General features: G+C 73.6%; 15 protein-coding genes and 7 pseudogenes. 10 read left to right on the forward strand and 12 right to left on the reverse strand.

Annotation, left to right across the window (positions count from 1 at the left end):
- Positions 1–79: 79 nt before the first annotated feature.
- The 5 genes and pseudogenes from ABEB13_RS40400 to ABEB13_RS08090 all read left to right on the forward strand — a co-directional run.
- Positions 80–403, forward strand: a pseudogene (locus ABEB13_RS40400) (universal stress protein); the annotation flags it as partial.
- Positions 404–477: 74 nt separating this feature from the next.
- Complete coding sequence (locus ABEB13_RS08075; RefSeq protein WP_345704910.1) at positions 478–951, forward strand: universal stress protein; 474 nt, start codon at positions 478–480, stop codon at positions 949–951.
- Between the two features lie 269 nt (positions 952–1,220).
- Positions 1,221–1,868 carry an Rv1733c family protein gene (locus ABEB13_RS08080; protein WP_345704911.1) on the forward strand — a complete coding sequence of 216 codons (648 nt, stop codon included), beginning with the start codon at positions 1,221–1,223 and terminating at the stop codon, positions 1,866–1,868.
- A 144-nt stretch (positions 1,869–2,012) separates the two neighbouring features.
- A pseudogene (locus ABEB13_RS08085) lies at positions 2,013–2,710 on the forward strand (response regulator).
- 117 nt (positions 2,711–2,827) lie between these two features.
- Positions 2,828–3,058 (forward strand): annotated as a pseudogene (locus tag ABEB13_RS08090) (pyridoxamine 5'-phosphate oxidase family protein); the annotation flags it as partial.
- 218 nt (positions 3,059–3,276) lie between these two features.
- On the opposite strand, the pseudogene ABEB13_RS08095 reads toward ABEB13_RS08090, so the two are convergent.
- From ABEB13_RS08095 to ABEB13_RS08135, 9 genes and pseudogenes are all read right to left on the reverse strand, one after another.
- Positions 3,277–4,988, reverse strand: a pseudogene (locus ABEB13_RS08095) (sensor histidine kinase).
- A 207-nt stretch (positions 4,989–5,195) separates the two neighbouring features.
- Positions 5,196–5,438, reverse strand: a complete 243-nt coding sequence (locus ABEB13_RS08100; protein ID WP_345704912.1) for an acyl carrier protein — start codon at positions 5,436–5,438, stop codon at positions 5,196–5,198.
- Positions 5,435–6,295 carry a 2-oxo acid dehydrogenase subunit E2 gene (locus ABEB13_RS08105; protein WP_345704913.1) on the reverse strand — a complete coding sequence of 287 codons (861 nt, stop codon included), beginning with the start codon at positions 6,293–6,295 and terminating at the stop codon, positions 5,435–5,437. Before ABEB13_RS08105 ends, ABEB13_RS08100 begins: the two co-directional genes overlap by 4 nt.
- Positions 6,292–6,852, reverse strand: a complete 561-nt coding sequence (locus tag ABEB13_RS08110) for a biotin/lipoyl-containing protein (RefSeq protein WP_345704914.1) — start codon at positions 6,850–6,852, stop codon at positions 6,292–6,294. Before ABEB13_RS08110 ends, ABEB13_RS08105 begins: the two co-directional genes overlap by 4 nt.
- A 1-nt stretch (position 6,853) precedes the next feature.
- Positions 6,854–7,848 (reverse strand): annotated as a pseudogene (locus tag ABEB13_RS08115) (alpha-ketoacid dehydrogenase subunit beta).
- Positions 7,845–8,867, reverse strand: coding sequence for a pyruvate dehydrogenase (acetyl-transferring) E1 component subunit alpha (pdhA, locus tag ABEB13_RS08120; protein ID WP_345704915.1), 1,023 nt, complete (start codon positions 8,865–8,867; stop codon positions 7,845–7,847). The pseudogene ABEB13_RS08115 and the gene pdhA overlap by 4 nt, the downstream one beginning before the upstream one ends.
- Complete coding sequence (locus ABEB13_RS08125) at positions 8,864–9,637, reverse strand: AMP-binding enzyme (RefSeq protein ID WP_345709590.1); 774 nt, start codon at positions 9,635–9,637, stop codon at positions 8,864–8,866. Before ABEB13_RS08125 ends, pdhA begins: the two co-directional genes overlap by 4 nt.
- Positions 9,526–9,905, reverse strand: a pseudogene (locus tag ABEB13_RS08130) (AMP-binding protein); the annotation flags it as partial. The gene ABEB13_RS08125 and the pseudogene ABEB13_RS08130, both read right to left, overlap by 112 nt.
- Positions 9,858–10,301 carry an AMP-binding protein gene (locus ABEB13_RS08135; protein WP_345709591.1) on the reverse strand — a complete coding sequence of 148 codons (444 nt, stop codon included), beginning with the start codon at positions 10,299–10,301 and terminating at the stop codon, positions 9,858–9,860. The gene ABEB13_RS08135 and the pseudogene ABEB13_RS08130, both read right to left, overlap by 48 nt.
- A 551-nt stretch (positions 10,302–10,852) precedes the next feature.
- On the opposite strand from ABEB13_RS08135, the gene ABEB13_RS08140 reads away from it, so the two are divergent.
- From ABEB13_RS08140 to ABEB13_RS08150, 3 genes are all read left to right on the forward strand, one after another.
- Entirely contained in the window at positions 10,853–11,134 is a 282-nt protein-coding gene (locus ABEB13_RS08140) for a dsRBD fold-containing protein (protein ID WP_345704916.1), read from the forward strand.
- 117 nt (positions 11,135–11,251) lie between these two features.
- Entirely contained in the window at positions 11,252–11,737 is a 486-nt protein-coding gene (locus tag ABEB13_RS08145) for a universal stress protein (protein ID WP_345704917.1), read from the forward strand.
- A gap of 107 nt (positions 11,738–11,844) precedes the next feature.
- Complete coding sequence (locus ABEB13_RS08150) at positions 11,845–12,270, forward strand: Hsp20/alpha crystallin family protein (RefSeq protein WP_345704918.1); 426 nt, start codon at positions 11,845–11,847, stop codon at positions 12,268–12,270.
- 57 nt (positions 12,271–12,327) lie between these two features.
- On the opposite strand, the gene ABEB13_RS08155 is transcribed toward ABEB13_RS08150, so the two are convergent.
- On the reverse strand, positions 12,328–13,161 hold the full coding sequence (locus ABEB13_RS08155) for a ribosome hibernation promotion factor (RefSeq protein WP_345704919.1): 834 nt from the start codon (positions 13,159–13,161) through the stop codon (positions 12,328–12,330).
- Positions 13,162–13,446: 285 nt separating this feature from the next.
- On the opposite strand from ABEB13_RS08155, the gene ABEB13_RS08160 reads away from it, so the two are divergent.
- Positions 13,447–13,971 (forward strand): CBS domain-containing protein, encoded by a 525-nt coding sequence (locus ABEB13_RS08160; protein ID WP_345704920.1) that lies wholly within the window; start codon positions 13,447–13,449, stop codon positions 13,969–13,971.
- Positions 13,947–14,087: a BON domain-containing protein gene (locus ABEB13_RS08165; RefSeq protein ID WP_345704921.1), complete on the forward strand. Its 141-nt coding sequence runs from the start codon at positions 13,947–13,949 to the stop codon at positions 14,085–14,087. The genes ABEB13_RS08160 and ABEB13_RS08165 overlap by 25 nt, the downstream gene beginning before the upstream one ends.
- Before the next feature lie 57 nt (positions 14,088–14,144).
- Here ABEB13_RS08165 and ABEB13_RS08170 read toward each other — a convergent pair whose 3' ends face one another.
- Both ABEB13_RS08170 and ABEB13_RS08175 read right to left on the reverse strand, forming a co-directional pair.
- Positions 14,145–14,591 carry a universal stress protein gene (locus tag ABEB13_RS08170; protein ID WP_345704922.1) on the reverse strand — a complete coding sequence of 149 codons (447 nt, stop codon included), beginning with the start codon at positions 14,589–14,591 and terminating at the stop codon, positions 14,145–14,147.
- 171 nt (positions 14,592–14,762) lie between these two features.
- A pseudogene (locus ABEB13_RS08175) lies at positions 14,763–18,393 on the reverse strand (hydantoinase B/oxoprolinase family protein).
- Positions 18,394–18,540 lie beyond the last annotated feature (147 nt).

The raw sequence follows: 18,540 nt of genomic DNA on the forward strand, positions 1-18,540 counted from the left end.
GCCGGGCCGGGGGCACCGACCCTGTCGCCGCGCGCCGGGCAGGACCGGCCGCCCCTCACAGTCCAGGAGGACGATTCCCATGACGCCGTATCTGCTTGCCGGCATCGACGGTTCCCCGCAGAGCACTGCGGCCGCCCGCTGGGCGGCCGGCGAGGCCGTCCGCCGGGGGCGCGGCCTGCGGCTGGTCCATGCGCAGACCTGGCTCGACGACGTCCACGCGGACCCGGGCCGGCCGTCGGACGTGCGCGACCTCACCTTGCGCATGCTCGCGGACGCGCAGCAGGACGTCCGGCGCACCCACCCCGGGCTTGAGGTGGACACCGACCTGATCGGTGGCGCCGAGCCGGTGGACAGGCTGGTGGAGGCCGCCGCCGACGCCGATCTGCTGGTCCTCGGCTCGCGGGGTGTCGGGGGTTCGCAGGCCTGCTGGTCGGCTCGGTCGGCCTGGCCGTCGTCGCCCGTTGCGGGGTGCCGACCGTGCTCGTCCCTGCCATCGGAGGCGGACACCCGGGCGACCACGGCGGACGGGAGGTCGTCCTCGGCGTCGACACCCGGGCCCCTTCCGACGACGTCATCGACTTCGCGTTCCGCCAGGCCGCCCGGCAGGGAGCGGTGCTGCGTGCCGTCCACGGCTGGACGCCGCCGCCGGTCTACGGGTACGCAGGCTGGGTGCCCTCGCAGGTCGAGGCCGACCAGTTCCGCACGATCGAGGCCGAGCTCCTCAGGGAGGCGCTGGCGGCCCGGCGCGAGAAGTACCCGGACGTCGTCCTGATCGAGGACTGCCGCCCGGGCACCGGTGCGTCGGCCCTGGTGGAGTCGTCCGCCGACGCCGCCCTGGTGGTGGTCGGGCGACGGCGCCGCCCGCACGGCGCGGGGATGCGGATCGGGCCGGTCGCCCACGCCGTCCTCCACCACGCCGAGGCGCCGGTCGCCGTCGTCCCGCACGACTGACGGACGCGGACGCCGCCCTCGCCGCACGCTCCACGCCGTGCCCTCGCAGCCCAAGGGCGGGGCACGGGGGCCGGCGTGCCCCTCACGGTCGGGCCCGCCCCAGGCGCCGCCGCGACCGGACCATGGAACCGTCAGGGACCACCGGCCTTCCCTGCGACCCCGGCGGTGGCCCACGACCCGGCCACCCGTTCGTGGCGTCCCCCACCGGGTGGGACCGGCCCGGAGATTCCGCACCCGCCGACGCAGCGCCGTCCCCGAAGGAGCGACCCATGCCCCACACACCCCACCGCGCGGCCCGAGCGTGGCGCCGGCATCTGCGGCGGGCCCTCGGCGCCGAAAGCAGCATGCTGAGTCGGCCTGTCGACCGGGCCCGCAGCCGGGCCCTGCTGCTCGCATCGCTCGGTCTCGCCCTGGCCGCCTCGATGGGCGCCGCCGCCGGTTCGGCCGCGCTGGCCTCGGAGCAACGGAGGGCTGCGGCGGCAGCCCCTCACCTGCACCATCTGCAGGCGGTCGCGCTCTCCGGGGCCCGGCGGACCTCTCCCGCCACCACCCTGGGCACGGTCGCCTACCAGGTGGAGGTGGACTGGACCTACCCCGTCGGCCGGTTCCACACCGCCACGGTCGGCGTCACCCGGTACACCGCACCGGGCGGCAGCGCGGACATCTGGGTCACCGACACCGGCCTGCTCTCCGCAGCCCCCACGACCACCGCCGACATCGACGCCCACGCCGCCGGGGCCGGCCTGTTGACCTTCGGTGGCCTCTCCCTCCTCATCGGCTGCGGTCTCGGTCTCCGGCTGCGGCACCTGAACCGCACGGCGACGGAGGACTGGCAGAAGTCCTGGGCCCGGATCGAGCCCGTATGGACCGGCCGCACCATGCGCGGCCCCGGGCCGGGCGACCACCGGGCCGGCTGAGCCGACCGCGGCACGGGCCCACCCCTTCTTCCCACCGGTCGATAGGGCCGTCCGGCCCTACCCCTGCCCCCGACGCTCCGCCAGACTCTCCACAGGATTCCTCCGCCCCGCCGTACCGACGGGGCCACGAGCGCGGAGAAGTTGATGGCGCAGAGTGCGGCAGACAAGGCGACCGTCCCGGTGCGGGTGTTCCTCCTCGACGACCACGAGGTCGTCCGCCGTGGCGTGCACGACCTCCTGGACGCCGAGCCCGACCTCATCGTGGTCGGCGAGGCAGCCACCGTCGAGCAGGCGATCGCCCGCGTCCCCGCGCTGCGCCCCGACGTCGCCGTGCTGGACATGCGGCTGCCGGACGGCGACGGTGTGACGGTCTGTCGGGAGCTGCGCTCGCGGATGCCCGACCTCGCCTGTCTGATGCTCACCTCCTTCGACGACGAGGAGGCCCTGCTGGACTCCATCATGGCCGGCGCAGCCGGGTACGTGCTCAAGCAGATCAGCGGCACCGACCTGGTCTCCGCCGTCCGCACCGTGGCGTCCGGGCAGTCCATGCTGGACCCGGGCGCCACCACCCGGCTGATGGCCCGCCTGCGCGGCGACTCCGGACCGCAGGCCCCGGCATTCCCGGAACTCACCGACCGGGAAAGGAGATCCTCGCCCTGATCGGCGAGGGCCTGACCAATCGTGAGATCGGCCTGCGGCTCTACCTCGCCGAGAAGACCGTGAAGAACCACATCTCCCGGCTGCTGGCCAAGCTCGGGGTCGAGCGCCGTGTCCAGGCTGCCGTCATCGCCACCCAGGCCACCGCCGCCCACGACCACCCGGTCGTTCGCCCGACGCGCTGAGCGGAGCGGTCGGCACCGGCCGACGCGGACCGCCGTTCCTGTCCGGGGCCTCCCGACGGCCCTCGGGGGACCATCGGCCCCTCACACCCGCACCGGTTCGAGGCGACCCTTGATGCCATGAAGCCAGACCAGAACCCATCCACCGAGCACCAGCCGCTGGACGAACGGCACTGCCGGCGGCTCCTGGGCACGACCAGCGTCGGCCGGGTCGTCTACACGGTCGGTGCCCTGCCGGCCGTCCTGCCGACCCGCTTCCGCCTCGGCGGCGACGGCAGCGTGCTGCTGTGCGCAGCCGCAGGATCCGAGCTGGTCCGGGCCGTGTCCGGGGCGCTCGTGGCCTTCGAGGCGGGCGAGGTCAGCCCGTCGGACGGCACCGGCTGGAGCGTCACCGTGCTCGGCCGGGCCGCCATCGACGAAGGCCCGGCGCCGCACGATCCCGACCCGTGTCGACACCTGGGCCAGGTGGGCATCCGGATCCTCGCGGAGCTGGTGACCGGACGCCTCCTGGAGGCCTCAGCGACCTGTGAACACAACGTCATCTCCCGCAACAACGGGGGAGATGACGCTCAGCCTCCCAGCGGCGCCGACCAGACCAGCCGTGCTCCACCGCCCGGCGGGCTCGTCAGCTCCAGCGCTCCGCCCAGGCCCTCGGCCCGCTCGGCGAGGTTGCGCAGGCCGCTGCGCCGTCCCTGCGCGGGGATGCCGACACCGTCGTCCTGAACGGTCAGCACCACCTGCGTCCCCGTCGCCTGCAGCACCACCTCGACCCGCCCGGCGTTGGCGTGCCGGGCAGCGTTGCTCAATGCCTCACCCAGGACCGCCACCACGTGGTCGGCCACCCCCGAGGGGACGTCGGTGTCCAGCAGGCCCTCCATGCTCAGCCTCGGCGCGAAGCCCAGTGCCGCCTGTGCCGTCTCGACCGCCCTGACCGCCCTGGCCCGCAGGCCGGAGCCCGCCGCCTCGTCCCGCGCGCGGAGTCCGAAGATCGTCGATCGGATGATCTTGATGGTCTCGTCCAGGTCGCCCACCGCTCGGAGCACCCGGTCGGACGCGCCGGGGTGCTCGATGAAGCGGGCGGCGCTCTGCAGCGTCATCCCGGTGGCGAACAGGCGCTGGATCGCCAGGTCGTGCAGGTCACGGGCGATCCGGTCGCGATCCTCCAGCATCGCCAGCTGCTCGGCGTCCCGGCGCCTGGACGCCAGTTCCAGCCCGAGCGCAGCCTGGTCCGCGAATCCGAGCAGTGGTCCGATCTCCCGCTCGGTGAACAGCGTCTCCCCGCCCGGCGGGCCAGCAGCAGGACGGCGTCGATGTGCCCTCCGGCGCGCCCCAGCGGCACCGCCACCGCCGGGCCCAGCTGCTCCCGGCGTCGCGGATCGCCCACGAGGCGCGGATCGGTGGCCAGGTCCACGGTGGTGACCGGGGTGCCCTGCGTAGTGGCCGCCCCCGAGAGCGTGCCCTCCTGCGGCACCACGAGGCCTGTCCTTCCGGCCGCGTCCCCGCCCAGCGCGAGCTCGAGACGCAGTGTCCCGCCGGCTTCGGGCACCACCACGTCCGCCAGCTCCGCGCCGGTGATCTCGCGCGCCCGTTGCGCGATCAACTCCACCACCTGGGCGCGCGAACTGCCCGAGAGCAGACTGCGAGTGATCTCCGCGCTCGCGCTCAGCCAGCGCTGCCGGCGCTGCGCCTCCTCGTACAACCGCGCGTTGTCGATCGCCACCCCGGCCGCCACCGCCAGCGTCGCGATCACCGACTCGTCGTCGGCGTCGAACTCCTCACCGCCGCGCTTGTCGGTCAGGTACAGGTTGCCGAACACCTCCTCCCGCACCCGGACGGGCACCCCGAGGAAGGTCCGCATCGGCGGATGGTTGGCCGGGAAGCCGAAGGAGGCCCGATGCTGTGACAGATCCTCCAGCCGCAGGGGCTCCGGGTGGGTGATCAGCTCGCCCAGCAGCCCCTTGCCGGTCGGGTAGGGCCCGATTCCGGCAATCTCCTCCTCGGACAACCCGACCGTCAGGAACTGCGACAGCGACTCACCGTCCGGACCGATCACTCCCAGCGCTGCGTAGCGGGCATCGACGAGGACGGCGGCGGACTCCACGATCCGTCGCAACGCCTGGGTCAGGTCGAGTTCACGCCCGACCGACAGCACCGCCTCCAGCAGGCTGTGCACCCGGTCCCTGGTCCCCCGGGCCGCGTCGATCCGCGCCTGCAGCTCCTCCAGCAGCTCGTCGAGCCTGAGCTGCGGAATCCGCGACCGCGCCACATCGTCCCCGCCCACCCAGGCCTCCTCTGGTCTCCGGTACCCGCGGCTGTGCCGGGCGCGGGACCGATTCTCGCAGACCCCTCAAGGGTGCGGGCCCGGACGAAGTCCAGGGCGCTGCGCCTCCTCGGGCGCGGCCAATGGCCCCGCCGGGCCACGAGGTCCGGCACCGCTGCACAGGCGCGGGGCTCGGCGCGGCGAGCCGTCGTGCCGGAGCACGTGCCGTCAGGTGCGCTCCGCCAGGAGGTCCGCGCTCGCGGCGAGGGTGGCCAGGCGCGGGTAGTCGTCCTCGTCGATCCGGCAGCCGGCCCGGACGGACAGCTGCTCGACGAGGCCGAGAAAGTCGAGCGAGTCGAGTTCGAGGGCCTGCCGGTAGTTCTCGTCGGGGGCGAGGACGGCGAAGTCCGCGTCCGGGACGATCTCGGTCAGTACCTCGCGGACGAGGGCAAGTGCCTGGTCGTGGTTCACAACGCCTCCGGTGTCTGCAGCAGCCGGTCGAGTGCGGACAGGTAGCGGGCGCCCGTCGCTCCGTCGGTGACCCGATGGTCGGCCGACAGGGTGGCGGTCACCACGGGCCGTACACCGAGCATCCCGGCCGCGGCCCACGGCCGCTCGACCACCTTGCCGACACCCACCAGGGCGACCTGGGGCGGGTAAATGACGCCGAACACGGTTTCCACGCCCTGGTCCCCGAGGTTGGTCACGGTGATCGTCGGGTCGGTGGTCTCCGAGCCGCGCAGCCGCCCACCACGTGCTCTGGCAACGAGATCGCGCAGCTCCGCCATCAGGTCGGTCACCGGCAGGTCGGCGGCGTCGTGGATGGCGGGAGCGACGAGGCCGCCGCCGCGCAGCGCGACCGCCACCCCGAGGTGGACGGCCGGCGCGGGGACGAATCCGCCATTGATCCAGTGGCCGTTGAGCTGCGGCACTTCCCGGGCGGCGACGGCAGCGGCTTTGAGCAGGAGGGCGGCGGGCACGAGCCGCTCGGTGACCGGCAGTCGGCGGTTCCGTTCGCGGAGCCAGGCCATCGCGGTGGACAGGTCGACGGTCGTGGCGAGGTAGTAGTGGGGGATCTCCCGCTTGGCACGGGCCATTAGATCGCCGACGGCACGGCGCATCGCCGCCGACCGGTCGGGCGTGGGCGTCCTCGGGGCGTCCGGAGGTCCGGACCGGTCCGGCGGTTCGGTGGCGATGGCGGTGGCGATGGCGATGGCGGCCCGGACATCGGCGATCCGGACAGCGCCGTCCTGACCCGTACCCCGGACACCGGCGAGGTCGAGGCCCGCCTCGGCCGCGGCGCGTCTGGCCAGCGGGGTCGCCTTCACACGGTGACCGGCCGGTGGCCTCGCGACGGTGGCTCCCGTGGCGGCCTGCGGCGGCGTCCGAGGCCGTGCCGACGCGTCTGCGGCCTCGGGTGCCGGGTTGGCCGTCGGCGGTCGTGGCCTCGCTGCGGAGGCGGCAGCGGCCACATCGGAGCGGGTGACCCGCCCCCGTGGCCCGTCCCTTCGAGTGCGGCGAGTTCCACACCGCTCTCTTCGGCCAGCTTCCGGACGAGCGGGGTGGCGGTGGACCGTTCGGTGGCCGCCGGTACGCCGGCCCCCGACGCCCGTGGGTGATCCGCCCCGAGCTCCGCCGTCCGGGTGTGCGGAGCCGGTGCGATCACGGCAAGCGGGCGGCCCACCGGTACGGTCGTTCCCGGCTCCACGAGAAGCGCCTCGACCGTGCCGGACTCGAAACACTCGACCTCGATGGCTGCCTTGGCGGTGTCGACCACCGCCACGATGTCGCCCCGGACGACGTGGTCCCCTGGTTGGACGAGCCACTCCGTGAGCGTCCCCTCGGTCATGTCGGCACCGAGCGCGGGCATCGTGAACTCGGCCATCTCAGCCCACCGCCCGTCGGGCCGCCGCCACCACGTCGGCCACGCCGGGCAGTGCGGCCTCCTCCAACTGGCGGGCGTACGGGACGGGGACCTCGGCCCCGCACACCCGCTCCACCGGCGCGTCCAGGTCGAAGAAGGCCTGCTCGGTGACGCGCGCCGCCACCTCCGCCGACAGGCCGACCGTCCGCCAACCCTCGTCGACCACCACAGCACGGTGGGTGCGGCGCACGGAGCCGACGAAGGTGGCGTCGTCGAGCGGGCGGAGGGTGCGGAGGTCGATCACCTCGGCGTCGATCCGGTCGTCGGCGAGCCGGTCCGCCGCGGCCAGCACCTTGCCGAGCGAGCCGCCGTAGGTGATGAGGGTGACGTCCGTCCCGGGCCGCCGGACCGCTGCCCGGTCGAGGTCGGCGGGGCCGGCACCGGTGTCGAGGACACCGGAGGTGTTGTAGAGCGAGCCGTGCTCGAACACGACCACCGGGTCCGGGTCGGCGAGCGCGGGTGCCAGCATGTACCGGGCGTCCTCCAGGGTCGCGGGCGACAGCACCCGGATGCCCGGTATGTGGGCGTACCAGCCTTCGAGGCTGTGCGAGTGCTGTGCGGCGAGCTGGCGGCCGGCTCCCGTCGTCATCCGGATCACCAGCGGCACGGCGACCTGTCCGCCCGACATGTGGAGCAGGGTCGCGGCGTTGTTGAGGATCTGGTCCAGCGCCAGCAGACTGAAGTTGACGGTCATGATCTCGACGATCGGGCGCATGCCCGCGATGGCGGCGCCGATGCCGGCCCCGACGAAACCCGACTCCGACAGGGGGTGTCACGGACCCGCTCGGGGCCGAACTCGTCGAGCAGGCCGAGGCTGACACCGAAGGCCCCGCCGTAGCGGCCGACGTCCTCACCCATCAGGAAGACCCGGTCGTCGGCGGCGAGGGCCTCCCGGAGGGCGGCGCGCAGCGCCTCCCGGTAGGTGATCGGCTCGTCGGCGCCCTTCGCCCTGCTCATGACGGCTCCCCCGTCGGGGTGCGGACGAAGCGGAGCAGCTGCGATGCGGGCTCGACACCGCCCTGCCGGGCCCGGCCGACGGCCCCGTCGAGCTCCTCCGCGATCTCCTTCTCCAGGGATTCCAGGCCGGCTTCGTCGAAGGCGCCGTCGGCGCGCATCCGCTCGACGAGCAGGGTGATCGGGTCGCGCTTCTTCCACTGCTCGACCTCCGCCCTGTCCCGGTAGAGGTCCGGGTCGTACATGGAGTGGGCGCGGAATCGGAAGGTCCGCACCTCCAGGAAGTACGGGCCACCGCCCTCGCGTACCGCCTGTGCGGCCCGCCGGGTGGTCTGCTCGACGGCGGACACGTCCATGCCGTCCACCGCCCAGGCCGCCATCCCGTACGAGGCCGCCCGCGCGGCGAGGTCGATCTGGGCGTGCTCACGGGCCAGCGGAGTACCCATGGCGTAGAGGTTGTTCTCGCAGACCAGCAGCAGCGGCAGGCCCCACAGGGCGGCGAGGTTCGCCGTCTCGTGGAACTCGCCCTCGGCGAAAGCGCCGTCACCGAAGAAGCAGCAGGCCAGCCGCTGCTGACCGCGCATCCGGTCGGCCAGCGCCAGACCGGCCGCGACGGGGAGGCCGCCGGCAACGATGCCCTGGCCGCCGTAGAAGCGGCGTGCGGCGTCGAAGAGGTGCATGGACCCGCCACGTCCCCCGCTGCAGCCGCTGGTGCGCCCGAGCATCTCGGCGAGGACCGCCTCGGCAGGGATGCCCCGGGCCAGTGCGTGACCGTGCTCCCGGTAGGTGCTGACCACGGCGTCCTCCGGTGTCAGCGCCTGGTGGACACCGACGGAGACGGCCTCCTCGCCGATGCAGAGGTGGACGAAGCCGCGGATCTCGCCGGCACTGTACAACTCGACGCAGCGCTCCTCGAACCGGCGGATTCTCAGCATCTCCCGCAGCAGCAGGAGCCGGTGTGCGACGTCGGCGGGCGCCCGTGCGTCGGTGCGACCGGAGTCCGCCACGGTGCGGCGGGTCATTCCGCCTCCTCCAGGGTCGACACGTCGCCCTCGGGGATGCCGAGCTCCCGCGCGCGGAGCAGGCGGCGCATGACCTTGCCGCTCCGGGTCTTCGGAAGGTGCTGGTCGAAGGCGATCTCGCGGGGTGCGATGGCCGGGCCGAGCCGGCGCCGGGCGAACGCGGTGATGTCCCTCGCCAGGGAGGTGTCGGCGTCGAAGCCGGGCTTCAGCGAGACGAACGCCTTGACCACCTCCCCGGCGACGGGGTCGGGCCGGCCGATCACTCCGGCCTCGGCCACCGCCGGGTGCTCCATCAGCGTGCTCTCCACCTCGAACGGACCGATGAGATGTCCCGCGCACTTGATCACGTCGTCGGCTCGGCCGACGAACCAGTAGAAGCCGTCGGTGTCGCACCGGGCGAGGTCACCGGTGAGGTACCAGCCGTCGGCGAAGCACGAGCGGTAGCGGTCGTCCGCGCCGAGGTACCCGCGGAACATGGAGGGCCACCCCGGGCGCAGCGCCAGTTCCCCCACGGCGCCGGGTTCGGTCAGGACGTGCACACGGCCGTCGCGGACCGCGGCACGGCCGTTCGGTCCCCGTTCCAGGATGCCTGCCGCCACGCCTGGCAGCGGCCGGCCCATCGACCCGGGCCTGACCTCGCCACCGGCCCGGTTCGCGATCATGATGGAGCCCGTCTCGGTCTGCCACCAGTTGTCGTGGATCGGCAGGCCCAGGATCTCCTCGCCCCAGCGGACGGCCTCCGGGTTGAGCGGCTCGCCGACGCTCGCGATGAAGCGCAGGGCCGAGAGATCGAAGGCGCGCGGCAGGTCGGGGGACGGCCGCGCGGGCTCACCCGCATCAGCATCCGGATCGCGGTCGGCGCGGTGTACCAGACGCTGACCCGCTCCCCGGCCAGGATGCCGTACCAGCGTCTGGCGTCGTACTCCCCGGCGTCCACCACCACGGTCGCGCCGTGCGTGAGCGGGGCGATGACGCCGTAGGACGTGCCCGTCACCCAGCCGGGGTCGGCGGTGCACCAGAAGATGTCGTCGGGGTGGAGGTCGAGGGCCTGGGAGGCCGTCGCATGGTGGGCGACGACGGCCTCGTGAACGTGGACCGCCCCTTCGGCGTACCGGTCGTGCCGCTGGTGAAGTGCAGCAGCGCCATGTCCTCGGGGTCGGTGTCGGGGATCGTGAAGGCGTCGGACGCATCGGCCAGCAGGGCACTGAGCGACTCCGTGCCGGGAAGAGTCCCGGTGAACGGGCCCGTGACCAGGACGTGCCGCAGCCCCGGCAGGCGCTCACGGTGGCCCGCCACCTTGCGGCGGTACAGCTCTTCCGTGGTGACCAGCACGCGGACGTCGCCGAGCCGCAGCCGCTCCTCCACCGGCGCGGGGCCGAACGCGGAGAACATCGGGCAGAACACCGAGAGGTTCTTCAGGCTGCCGAACGCCACGACGAAGATCTCCGGGCAGCGTCCGAGCAAGGAGGCGACCCGCTCCCCCGTCCCACCCCGAGGGCCCGCAACACGTTGGCGAACCGGTTGCTGCTCGCGGCCAGCTGCGCATAGGTCACCGGTTTCACCGTGCCGTCGCCCGCAACGCAGCGGAGCGCGACGTGGTCGCCACGGCCCGCGGCGACGTGGCGGTCGACGGCCTCGTGCGCGATGTTCAGCCCCCGTTCTCCCGGAAGGCCGTCCAGCAGTCCCCGGGCGTCCTGCCAGGCGGCGGCCCGGCCCCCGGCCCGGTGCGGCCGGATTCCGGGAACGCCGTCGTCGCGCGGCCGTGCATGGAGGTCACCGTCCCCACGGGGGTCGCGGACCGCCGGAGTGGCGGGCCGGCCCTTCCTCCATCCTGCAAGGTGGCCGGGCCGCCCGGGAGGAGCGGAAGGGGCCCGGCCATCGGCCCGTGCGACGCCGCCGCTGGGGCCGATCGGCCCCAGCGGCGGACACGGTTCGCGGTTCAGGCTGGAGGCGGGACATCCGGCCGTGACAGGAGGCATCCCGAAATGAGTGACGACACGACCGACGGTCGGCTGCGCACGAAGTCGTGGGCCCTGCGACTCGACCTGTTCGAGGAGGGCGACACCACCAAGGTGCACGCAGTGCTCGACACCGGCGACAACACCCTGGAGAGCCGTACGAGTTCCCGCCGCAACCCGCACGACCCGCCCGTGCCGGAGGTCGGTGACGAGTACGCGGCCGGCCGGGCCCTGGTCGACCTCGGGCAGCAGCTGCTCCGGGCGGGCCGGACCGATGCAGCGGCCGACGATCCGGCGCTGCACACCTGAGAGCACCGGCACGGATCCGGGCGACGGACACCGTGCGTGCACCCGGGTGGGCGCCGGCCCGATCGCGGAGCCGGGGGCACGGCACGGCGGCACCCGGCCGAACCACGAGGACACACCATGACCCACGAGCGGAACCCCGACCGGATCGTCGTCGGTGTGGACGGCTCCGAACAGGCCGGCCAGGCCCTGCGCTGGGCCCTTCGGCAGGCGGAGCTCACCGGCGCCGCCGTGGAGGCCGTGATCGCGTGGGAGCCGCCGTACACCGGATGGGGCGGTGACATGACGGCCGGCGAGAAGAAGGAGCTCGGCATCCTCGCGGACAAGGTCCTGGCCGGGACCATCGCGAAGGTCCAGGAGTCCGGACCGCGCGTGGAGGTGCACGCGCGGGCCGCCGAGGGCACACCGGCCCAGGTCCTGCTCGCTGCGGCGGCGGACGACGACGTGGCCCTGCTCGTGGTCGGCAGTCGGGGCATCGGCGGATTCGCGGGCGCGCTCCTCGGCTCCGTGGGCCAGCACTGCGCGCAGCACGCGCCGTGCCCCGTGGTGATCGTGCGGGGCCGCGACTCCCTGGGCCGACAGACCGCGGACGCGGTGCCGCACTGAGCCGGTTCCCGCGGGGAGCGTCCGCGCCCCGCGAGGACCTCACCGAATTCACCCGGCCTTCCGCACCATGAACCGGCGGAAGGCCCGAACAGGCAAGGAGGATCGCCATGGCCGGCGAGATGATGCACCGACGGGCACCGCACTGGTGGCCGACGTTCTCGGACTGGTTCGAGGATCTCCCCGTCGACCTGCGGATGGGCGAGCACGTGATCCGCGTCGAGGAGTCCGAGCACGAGGGGATGTACACGGTAAAGGCCGAACTCCCCGGGATGGACCCCGAGAAGGATGTCGAGATCACCGTCGAAGGCGGTGTGCTGACCATCAGGGCCGAACGGGCGGAGGAGAAGAGGGAGAAGCAGCGGTCGGAGTTCCGTTACGGCTTCTTCACCCGCAGTCTGCGGCTGCCCGAAGGGGTGAGCGAGGCGGACATCACGGCCACGTTCGACAAGGGCGTGCTGACGGTGACGTGCCCGGTCGGGCAGGTCGAGGCGCCGGCCCGCCGGATCCGGATCGGACACGGCGCCACCGACTGACCCCTCGGCCGGCTGCCGCCCGACCCCGGCGGTCGGGCGGCACCGCCGGGCCCGGGATCATTGCTGCGGTTCGCGGTGCGCCGAGGGTCGGTCCGACGCCGGGCTGATCAGGCCGTAGTGCCCGTCGTAGCGGTAGTAGAGCAGGTTCCCGCGGCCGGTCGACGCGTCGGCGTAGACGACGAACGGACCGCCGGTCGCCTCCAGCCGGTCCACCGCCTGCTCCTCCGTCATGCGCGTGGCGGGCGCCGTCAGTACCGTCATCGGCAGGTCCGACGGCGCGAGCGCCTCCGGTCGCGGATGGACCTGCGCGAGCCGGTAGGGACCGGCGCCGAACCGGTGGATGACGCTGTCCTCCCTCGTACCGATCTCCGTGAAGAGATGGAAGTCGAAGTCCATCGTCTCCAGTTCGAGTGCGGCCTCGCCCGCGCTCTCCAGCGCCAGCGGGTACGACTTCCGCCGGACGATGCGGCGGTCCTCCCGCGGCAGCGGCACGTAGTGGGGCCGGTGCAATCCTTCGTCACCGCGCCGCCACTCGTGGGGGCGGGCCGCGCCGCCGCGGCCCCGCCGTGCCTCCCGGTCACGGTGCAGGCGTGAGAGCTGGACGGCCAGCCGGTCGCGCAGCAGGCCGATCGCCTCGCCCATCGTCGGGGCGGCCACGTGGGCACGTGCGAGTCTGCCGTCGACATCGACGGTCGCCTGTGCCAGGGCGGGCCGCTCGACCGAGGGGTTGTGCATCCGGGTCAGCCGCACACGTGCGGACAGCACGGGTTCCCGCACCGTGGCGAGCAGGTCAAGGATCCTGGCGCGGGCGTGTTCGACGGTCGCCGGGGCCACGTCCCGACCGGCGCTGACCTGCAACTCCGGTGCCTGGATCGACCGAGGGGATGACATGGCGGGCCTCCGCAGTGCTCGGTTGGGCGGGCCGACCCGGGGCGCCCGGGCACGCGGGCGACCCTCTCGCCCGCGTCACGCGGCCCGGTGCGGCCGCGCCGTCTCCCCCGACCGACGGTAGCGAGCCGCGCCGGCGGCCGCCTGGGCCGGACTGCCCCGACGAAGGCGCCGTCCGGCCCCCTCCGCCGACCCCCGCGGCCCTCGTCCCCGACGACGGCCGTCGGCACAGTGGAATCGGCCCCTCGGGCCGGCCGCGCCCGCCCACTCCGGGAGGAGGAGAGGACCATGCGCCATCGCACGGTACGGGACGTCATGACCAGCCCGGCGATCAGTGTCGCGCCGGACACCGGCTTCCGCGAGATCGTGGCTCTGCTCGACGAGTACGGCATCACCGCAGTCCCCGTCGTGGACGGCGCCGGTCACCCGATCGGCGTGGTGTCGGAGGCCGACCTGCTGCGCACCCAGGAAGCCCAGGAGGACCACTCCGGCCTGCTGCCCGGCCCGCCACCGCGACACGGCGCGCCGGTGACGGCGTCGGGGCTCATGTCCGCTCCCGCCGTGTGCATCACGGGCGAGGCCAGTGTGGTCGCGGCGGCACGGACGATGCACGCCCGCAACGTCAAGCGGCTGCCGGTGGTCGACACGGACGGACGGCTGGTGGGCGTGGTCGCCCGCGCCGACCTGCTCCGGGTCTTCCTCCGCGACGACCGCGCGATCCGGGCGGAGATCCTGGAAGAGGTGCTGGGACAGGTCGCCGGGGTCAGCCCGGCCTCCTCGGCGTGGAGGTGGAACAGGGCAGGGTCGTCCTGAGCGGCGATGTCGAGCGCGCCGAGCTGGCTCCGATCCTGGTGCGGCTGTGCGCCTCGGTGGACGGGGTGGTCTCGGTCACCGACCGGATCCGCCGGCCGGATCCGGTCGGCTCCTGAGGGCGGGGCCGATCCCGTCGGCAGACCGGGCTCGCGGGCCGGTCCTGCCGCGGCCTGTCACGCGTCCGGATGCTCGCCGCGGACGATCACCACGGGGCAGTCCGCGTGCTGCACGCAGTGCTGGCCGACCGAACCGAGCAGCGCCTCGGCGAATCCGCCGTGACCCCGGTTGCCCAGGACGAGCAGCTCGGCACCGTGGGCGGCCTCCAGAAGGACCTCGGCCGCATTGCCGCCCAGCACGCGTTCGCGCACCCCGACCTCCGGCTGCCGGCCGAGTTCGGTGATCACGGCAGCCGCAAGGACCTTGCCGGCCAATCCGGCGAAGTCGCCGTCGAGTGCCGTGCCGCTCCAGCCGTAGGTCACCGGGTACTCCCACGCGATCACCGCGTCCAGGGAGGCTCCGCTGAGTCCGGCCTGCCGCGCGGCCCACCGCAGCGCCGCGTTGGACGACGGCGATCCGTCGACCCCGACGACGATCCGCCGAGCGGCTGTGTCCTGTGCCATCCGATGCTCCTCTCTGGCCGCCCGTCCCCAGCGGACGCGGCGGAGTCCAGTGCCGGTCCGGCCGGCGGCTTCCCGACCACGCTCACCAGCGGACACGATTCCCGCTGCCGGTGCCAGGGCCGGCCGTGCCACGCCGTGGGGCCGTTCGGGACCTCGGAGCCGGGTCCTCCGTCACCGCCCGCCCCCGTCCGGCGTCCCGTGGCCGCCGTCCGCGGGCGGCCCGAATCCGCCGCCCCCCGGCGTCTTCACGACCAGCACGTCCCCGGGCTCCACGTCGACGGAGGCACACCCGGCGAGGGCACGGTCACCACCGCCCCGGCTCTCGATCAGGTTGGCGCCGAGAGCCCCCGGCAGGCCGCCCGCCAGGCCGTACGGCCTGACCCGGCGGTGCCCGGTGAGGACGCTGACCGTCATCGGTTCCAGGAAGCGGAGGCGGCGGACGGCCCCGTCCCCTCCGCGGTGGCTGCCCGCGCCCCCGCTGCCGGTCCTGACGGCGAACGACTCGACGACCACGGGGAGACGCGTCTCCAGGACTTCCGGATCGGTGAGACGCGAGTTGGTCATGTGCGTCTGCACCACGGACGCCCCGGCGAAGCCGGGGCCCGCCCCCGAGCCCGAACCGAGTGTCTCGTAGTACTGATGGTGGTCGTTGCCGAAGCTGACGTTGTTCATCGTGCCGGAGCCCTCCGCCTGGACGCCGAGCGCCCGGTACAGCGCGCCGACGATCGCCTGCGAGGTCTCGACGTTCCCCGCCACCACGGCCGCGGGTGGGGCGGGTGACAGCATGGAACCGGGCGGCACGACGATCCGGAGCGGCCGCAGGCAGCCGTCGTTGAGCGGGATGTCCTCGGCGACCAGGGTCCGGAAGACGTACAGCACGGCCGCGATGACGACCGCGGACGGGGCGTTGAAATTCCCCTCCAGCTGCGGCGAGGTTCCGCTGAAGTCGACGGTGGCGCAGCGGCGCCTCCGGTCGATGTCCACCCGGACCGCGATCACCGCACCCGAGTCGGTCTCGTAACGGCACTCCCCGCCCTGCAGCCGGTCGACGACCTGCCGGACGGCCTCCTCCGCGTTGTCCTGGACGTGTCGCATGTAGGCCTGCACCACCTCCACCCCGTAGGTGTCGACCATCGCCCCGATCTCCTCGGCCCCCTTGCGGTTGGCGGCGATCTGGGCCCGCAGGTCGGCCAGGTTCACCTCCGGGCTGCGCGAGGGGTACGGAGCGCCCCCGAGCAGCGCGAGTGTCTCGGCCTCGCGCAGGCGGCCGTCCTCGACCAGGAGCCAGTTGTCGAACAGCACGCCCTCCTCCTCGATCCGGCGGCTGCCCGCCGGCATCGAACCGGGCGTGATGCCGCCGATCTCCGCGTGGTGGCCGCGGGAGGCGACGAAGAAGAGCACGGTGTCCCCGTCGGCGTCGAACACGGGACTCACGACGGTGACGTCCGGCAGGTGGGTCCCCCGTGGTAGGGATCGTTGACGGCATACGCGTCGCCGGGCCGCATGGCGCCGCGGCGGCGTGCGACCACCTCCTTGACGGTCGTTCCCATCGACCCGAGGTGCACCGGGATGTGCGGCGCGTTGGCCACCAGGTTGCCGTCCGGGTCGAAGACGGCGCACGAGAAGTCGAGCCGCTCCTTGATGTTGACCGACTGCGCCGTGGCCTCCAGGCGTGCCCCCATCTGCCGGGCGACCGACATGAAGAGGTTGTTGAAGACCTCCAGCAGCACCGGGTCCGCGCGGGTGCCGACGGCGGGCAGAGCACGGGCGGCCTCGCGTTCGAGGACCAGGTGGCCGACCGGACCGACGGTGGCCCTCCAGCCCTCGTCCACCACGGTGGTGGCGCCGTCCTCGGTCAGGACCGCCGGGCCGCGCACCGTGTCGTCGGCACGCAGGGCTTCGCGCCGCAACAGCCTCGCGCGGCGCCAGGCGCCACGGGCGTACAGTCGGATCCCTTCGGGCTCCTGCGGATTCTCCGTCGCGGCCGCACCCAGCGAGGACAGGTCCGGCTGTTCGCCCACGCCCACCGCCTCGGCCGCGACCGCCTCCACGACGATCGGACGGTCCATCAGGAACGAGTAGAGCGCTCGATGGGCAGTCTCGAACTCCGTTGCCATCACGGCTGCTTCACCGAGCCCGACGGGCAGCACGGTGTCGGTGCCGTCGTATCGCAGGTGGGCCCGGAGCACCGTGCGGATCCGCTCGGGCGGCACGTCCTCGGTCGCGAGTTCCCCCGCGCCGCCTCGCCGAGTGCCTCGGCCACCGATCGGACCCGGTCCATCTCGGCCTCGCGCAGGGGCAGTTCGACGGCCTGTTCGCGCATGGCGGTCACGTCGGCCAGCCCGATGCCCAGCGCGGACAGCAGCCCGGCCATGGGCGGTACGAGGACGGTGCCGATGCCGAGGGCGTCCGCGACGGCACAGGCGTGCTGGCCGCCGGCCCCGCCGAACGTGGTCAGCGCGTAACGCGTGACATCGTGGCCCTGCTGCACCGACACGCGTTTCACCGCGTGGGCGATGTTGTCGACGGCGATGCGCAGGTAGCCCTCGGCGACGTCCTCCGGGGACCGGTCGTCCCCCGTCCGGGCCCTGATCTCCGCGGCCAGCTCGGCAAAGGCGGCGCGTACCGCGTCGGCGTCGAGCGGGGCGTCGCCGTCCGGGCCGAACACCCGGGGGAAGTGCGCCGCCTGGATCCGGCCCAGCATCAGGTTGGCGTCGGTCACGGTCAGCGGGCCGCCGTTGCGGTAGCACGCGGGCCCCGGGTCGGCCCCGGCCGAGTCCGGGCCGACCCGGTAGCGGCTGCCGTCGAAGTGGAGCACCGAGCCTCCGCCGGCCGCGACGGTGTGGATCGCCAGCATCGGCGCGCGCAGCCGCACCCCGGCGACCTGCGCCGAGAACACCCGCTCGTAGGCGCCCGCGTAGTGCGAGACGTCGGTCGACGTGCCGCCCATGTCGAACCCGATGACCCTGCGGTGGCCTGCGAGTTCGGAGAGCCGGGCCATACCGACGATGCCCCCGGCCGGCCCGGAGAGCACCGCGTCCTTGCCCCGGAACCGGTCCGCCTCGGTGAGACCGCCGTTCGACTGCATGAACAGCAGCCGCGCACCGCTCAGGTCGGCCGCGACACCGTCGACGTAGCGACGGAGTACCGGGGAGAGGTAGGCGTCCACCACGGTGGTGTCGCCCCGGGGGACGACCTTCATCAGTGGGCTGACCTCGCTCGACAGTGAGACCTGGGTGAAACCGGCGGCCAGCGCGGCCTCGCCGATCGCCTGCTCGTGCTCCGGGTGGAGATGGCTGTGGAGGCAGACCACGGCGAGCGCCGCCAGCCCGTCGCGGCGGGCCTCCTCGAACGCTCCGGCAAGGCCTGCCAGGTCGGGCGGTCGCAGGACCGTACCGTCCGCGGTGATCCGCTCGTCGGCTTCGATCACACGCCGGTAGAGCGGGATCGGCAGCCGGATCTCCCGGGCGAAGATGTCGGGGCGGTTCTGGTAGCCGATCCGCAGGGCGTCGCCGAAGCCACGGGTGATCACCAGGGCGGTCGGCTCGCCGGTGCGCTCGAGGAGGGCATTGGTGGCCACCGTGGTGCCCATCCGCACGGAGTCGATGCCGGCGTCGACGAGCGGGGCGCCCGGCGGAAGCCCGAGGAGGTGCCGGATTCCGGCGAGCGCCGGGTCTCCGCGGCGGTGCGGGTCCTGGGACAGGAGTTTGTGGACGACAATGCGGCCGTCCGGTCGGCGCGCGACGACATCGGTGAACGTTCCGCCCCGGTCCACCCAGAACTGCCATCCACCGCCTGCCACCCGTCACCTCCTGGTCGGCACGGGTCTCCGCCGCCGCACCGTCCCCACGAGTGTCCGGCCCGCGCCTGCCGCTCGCAAACACACCCATACTGGAGGAAGTGGGCAACGCAAGGTGGTGAGGCCCGGTGGCGGCGACCGTCGTGGGCG

It is taken from the genome of Kitasatospora paranensis (assembly GCF_039544005.1).
In the GTDB taxonomy this organism is placed as follows: Bacteria; Actinomycetota; Actinomycetes; order Streptomycetales; family Streptomycetaceae; genus Kitasatospora; species Kitasatospora paranensis.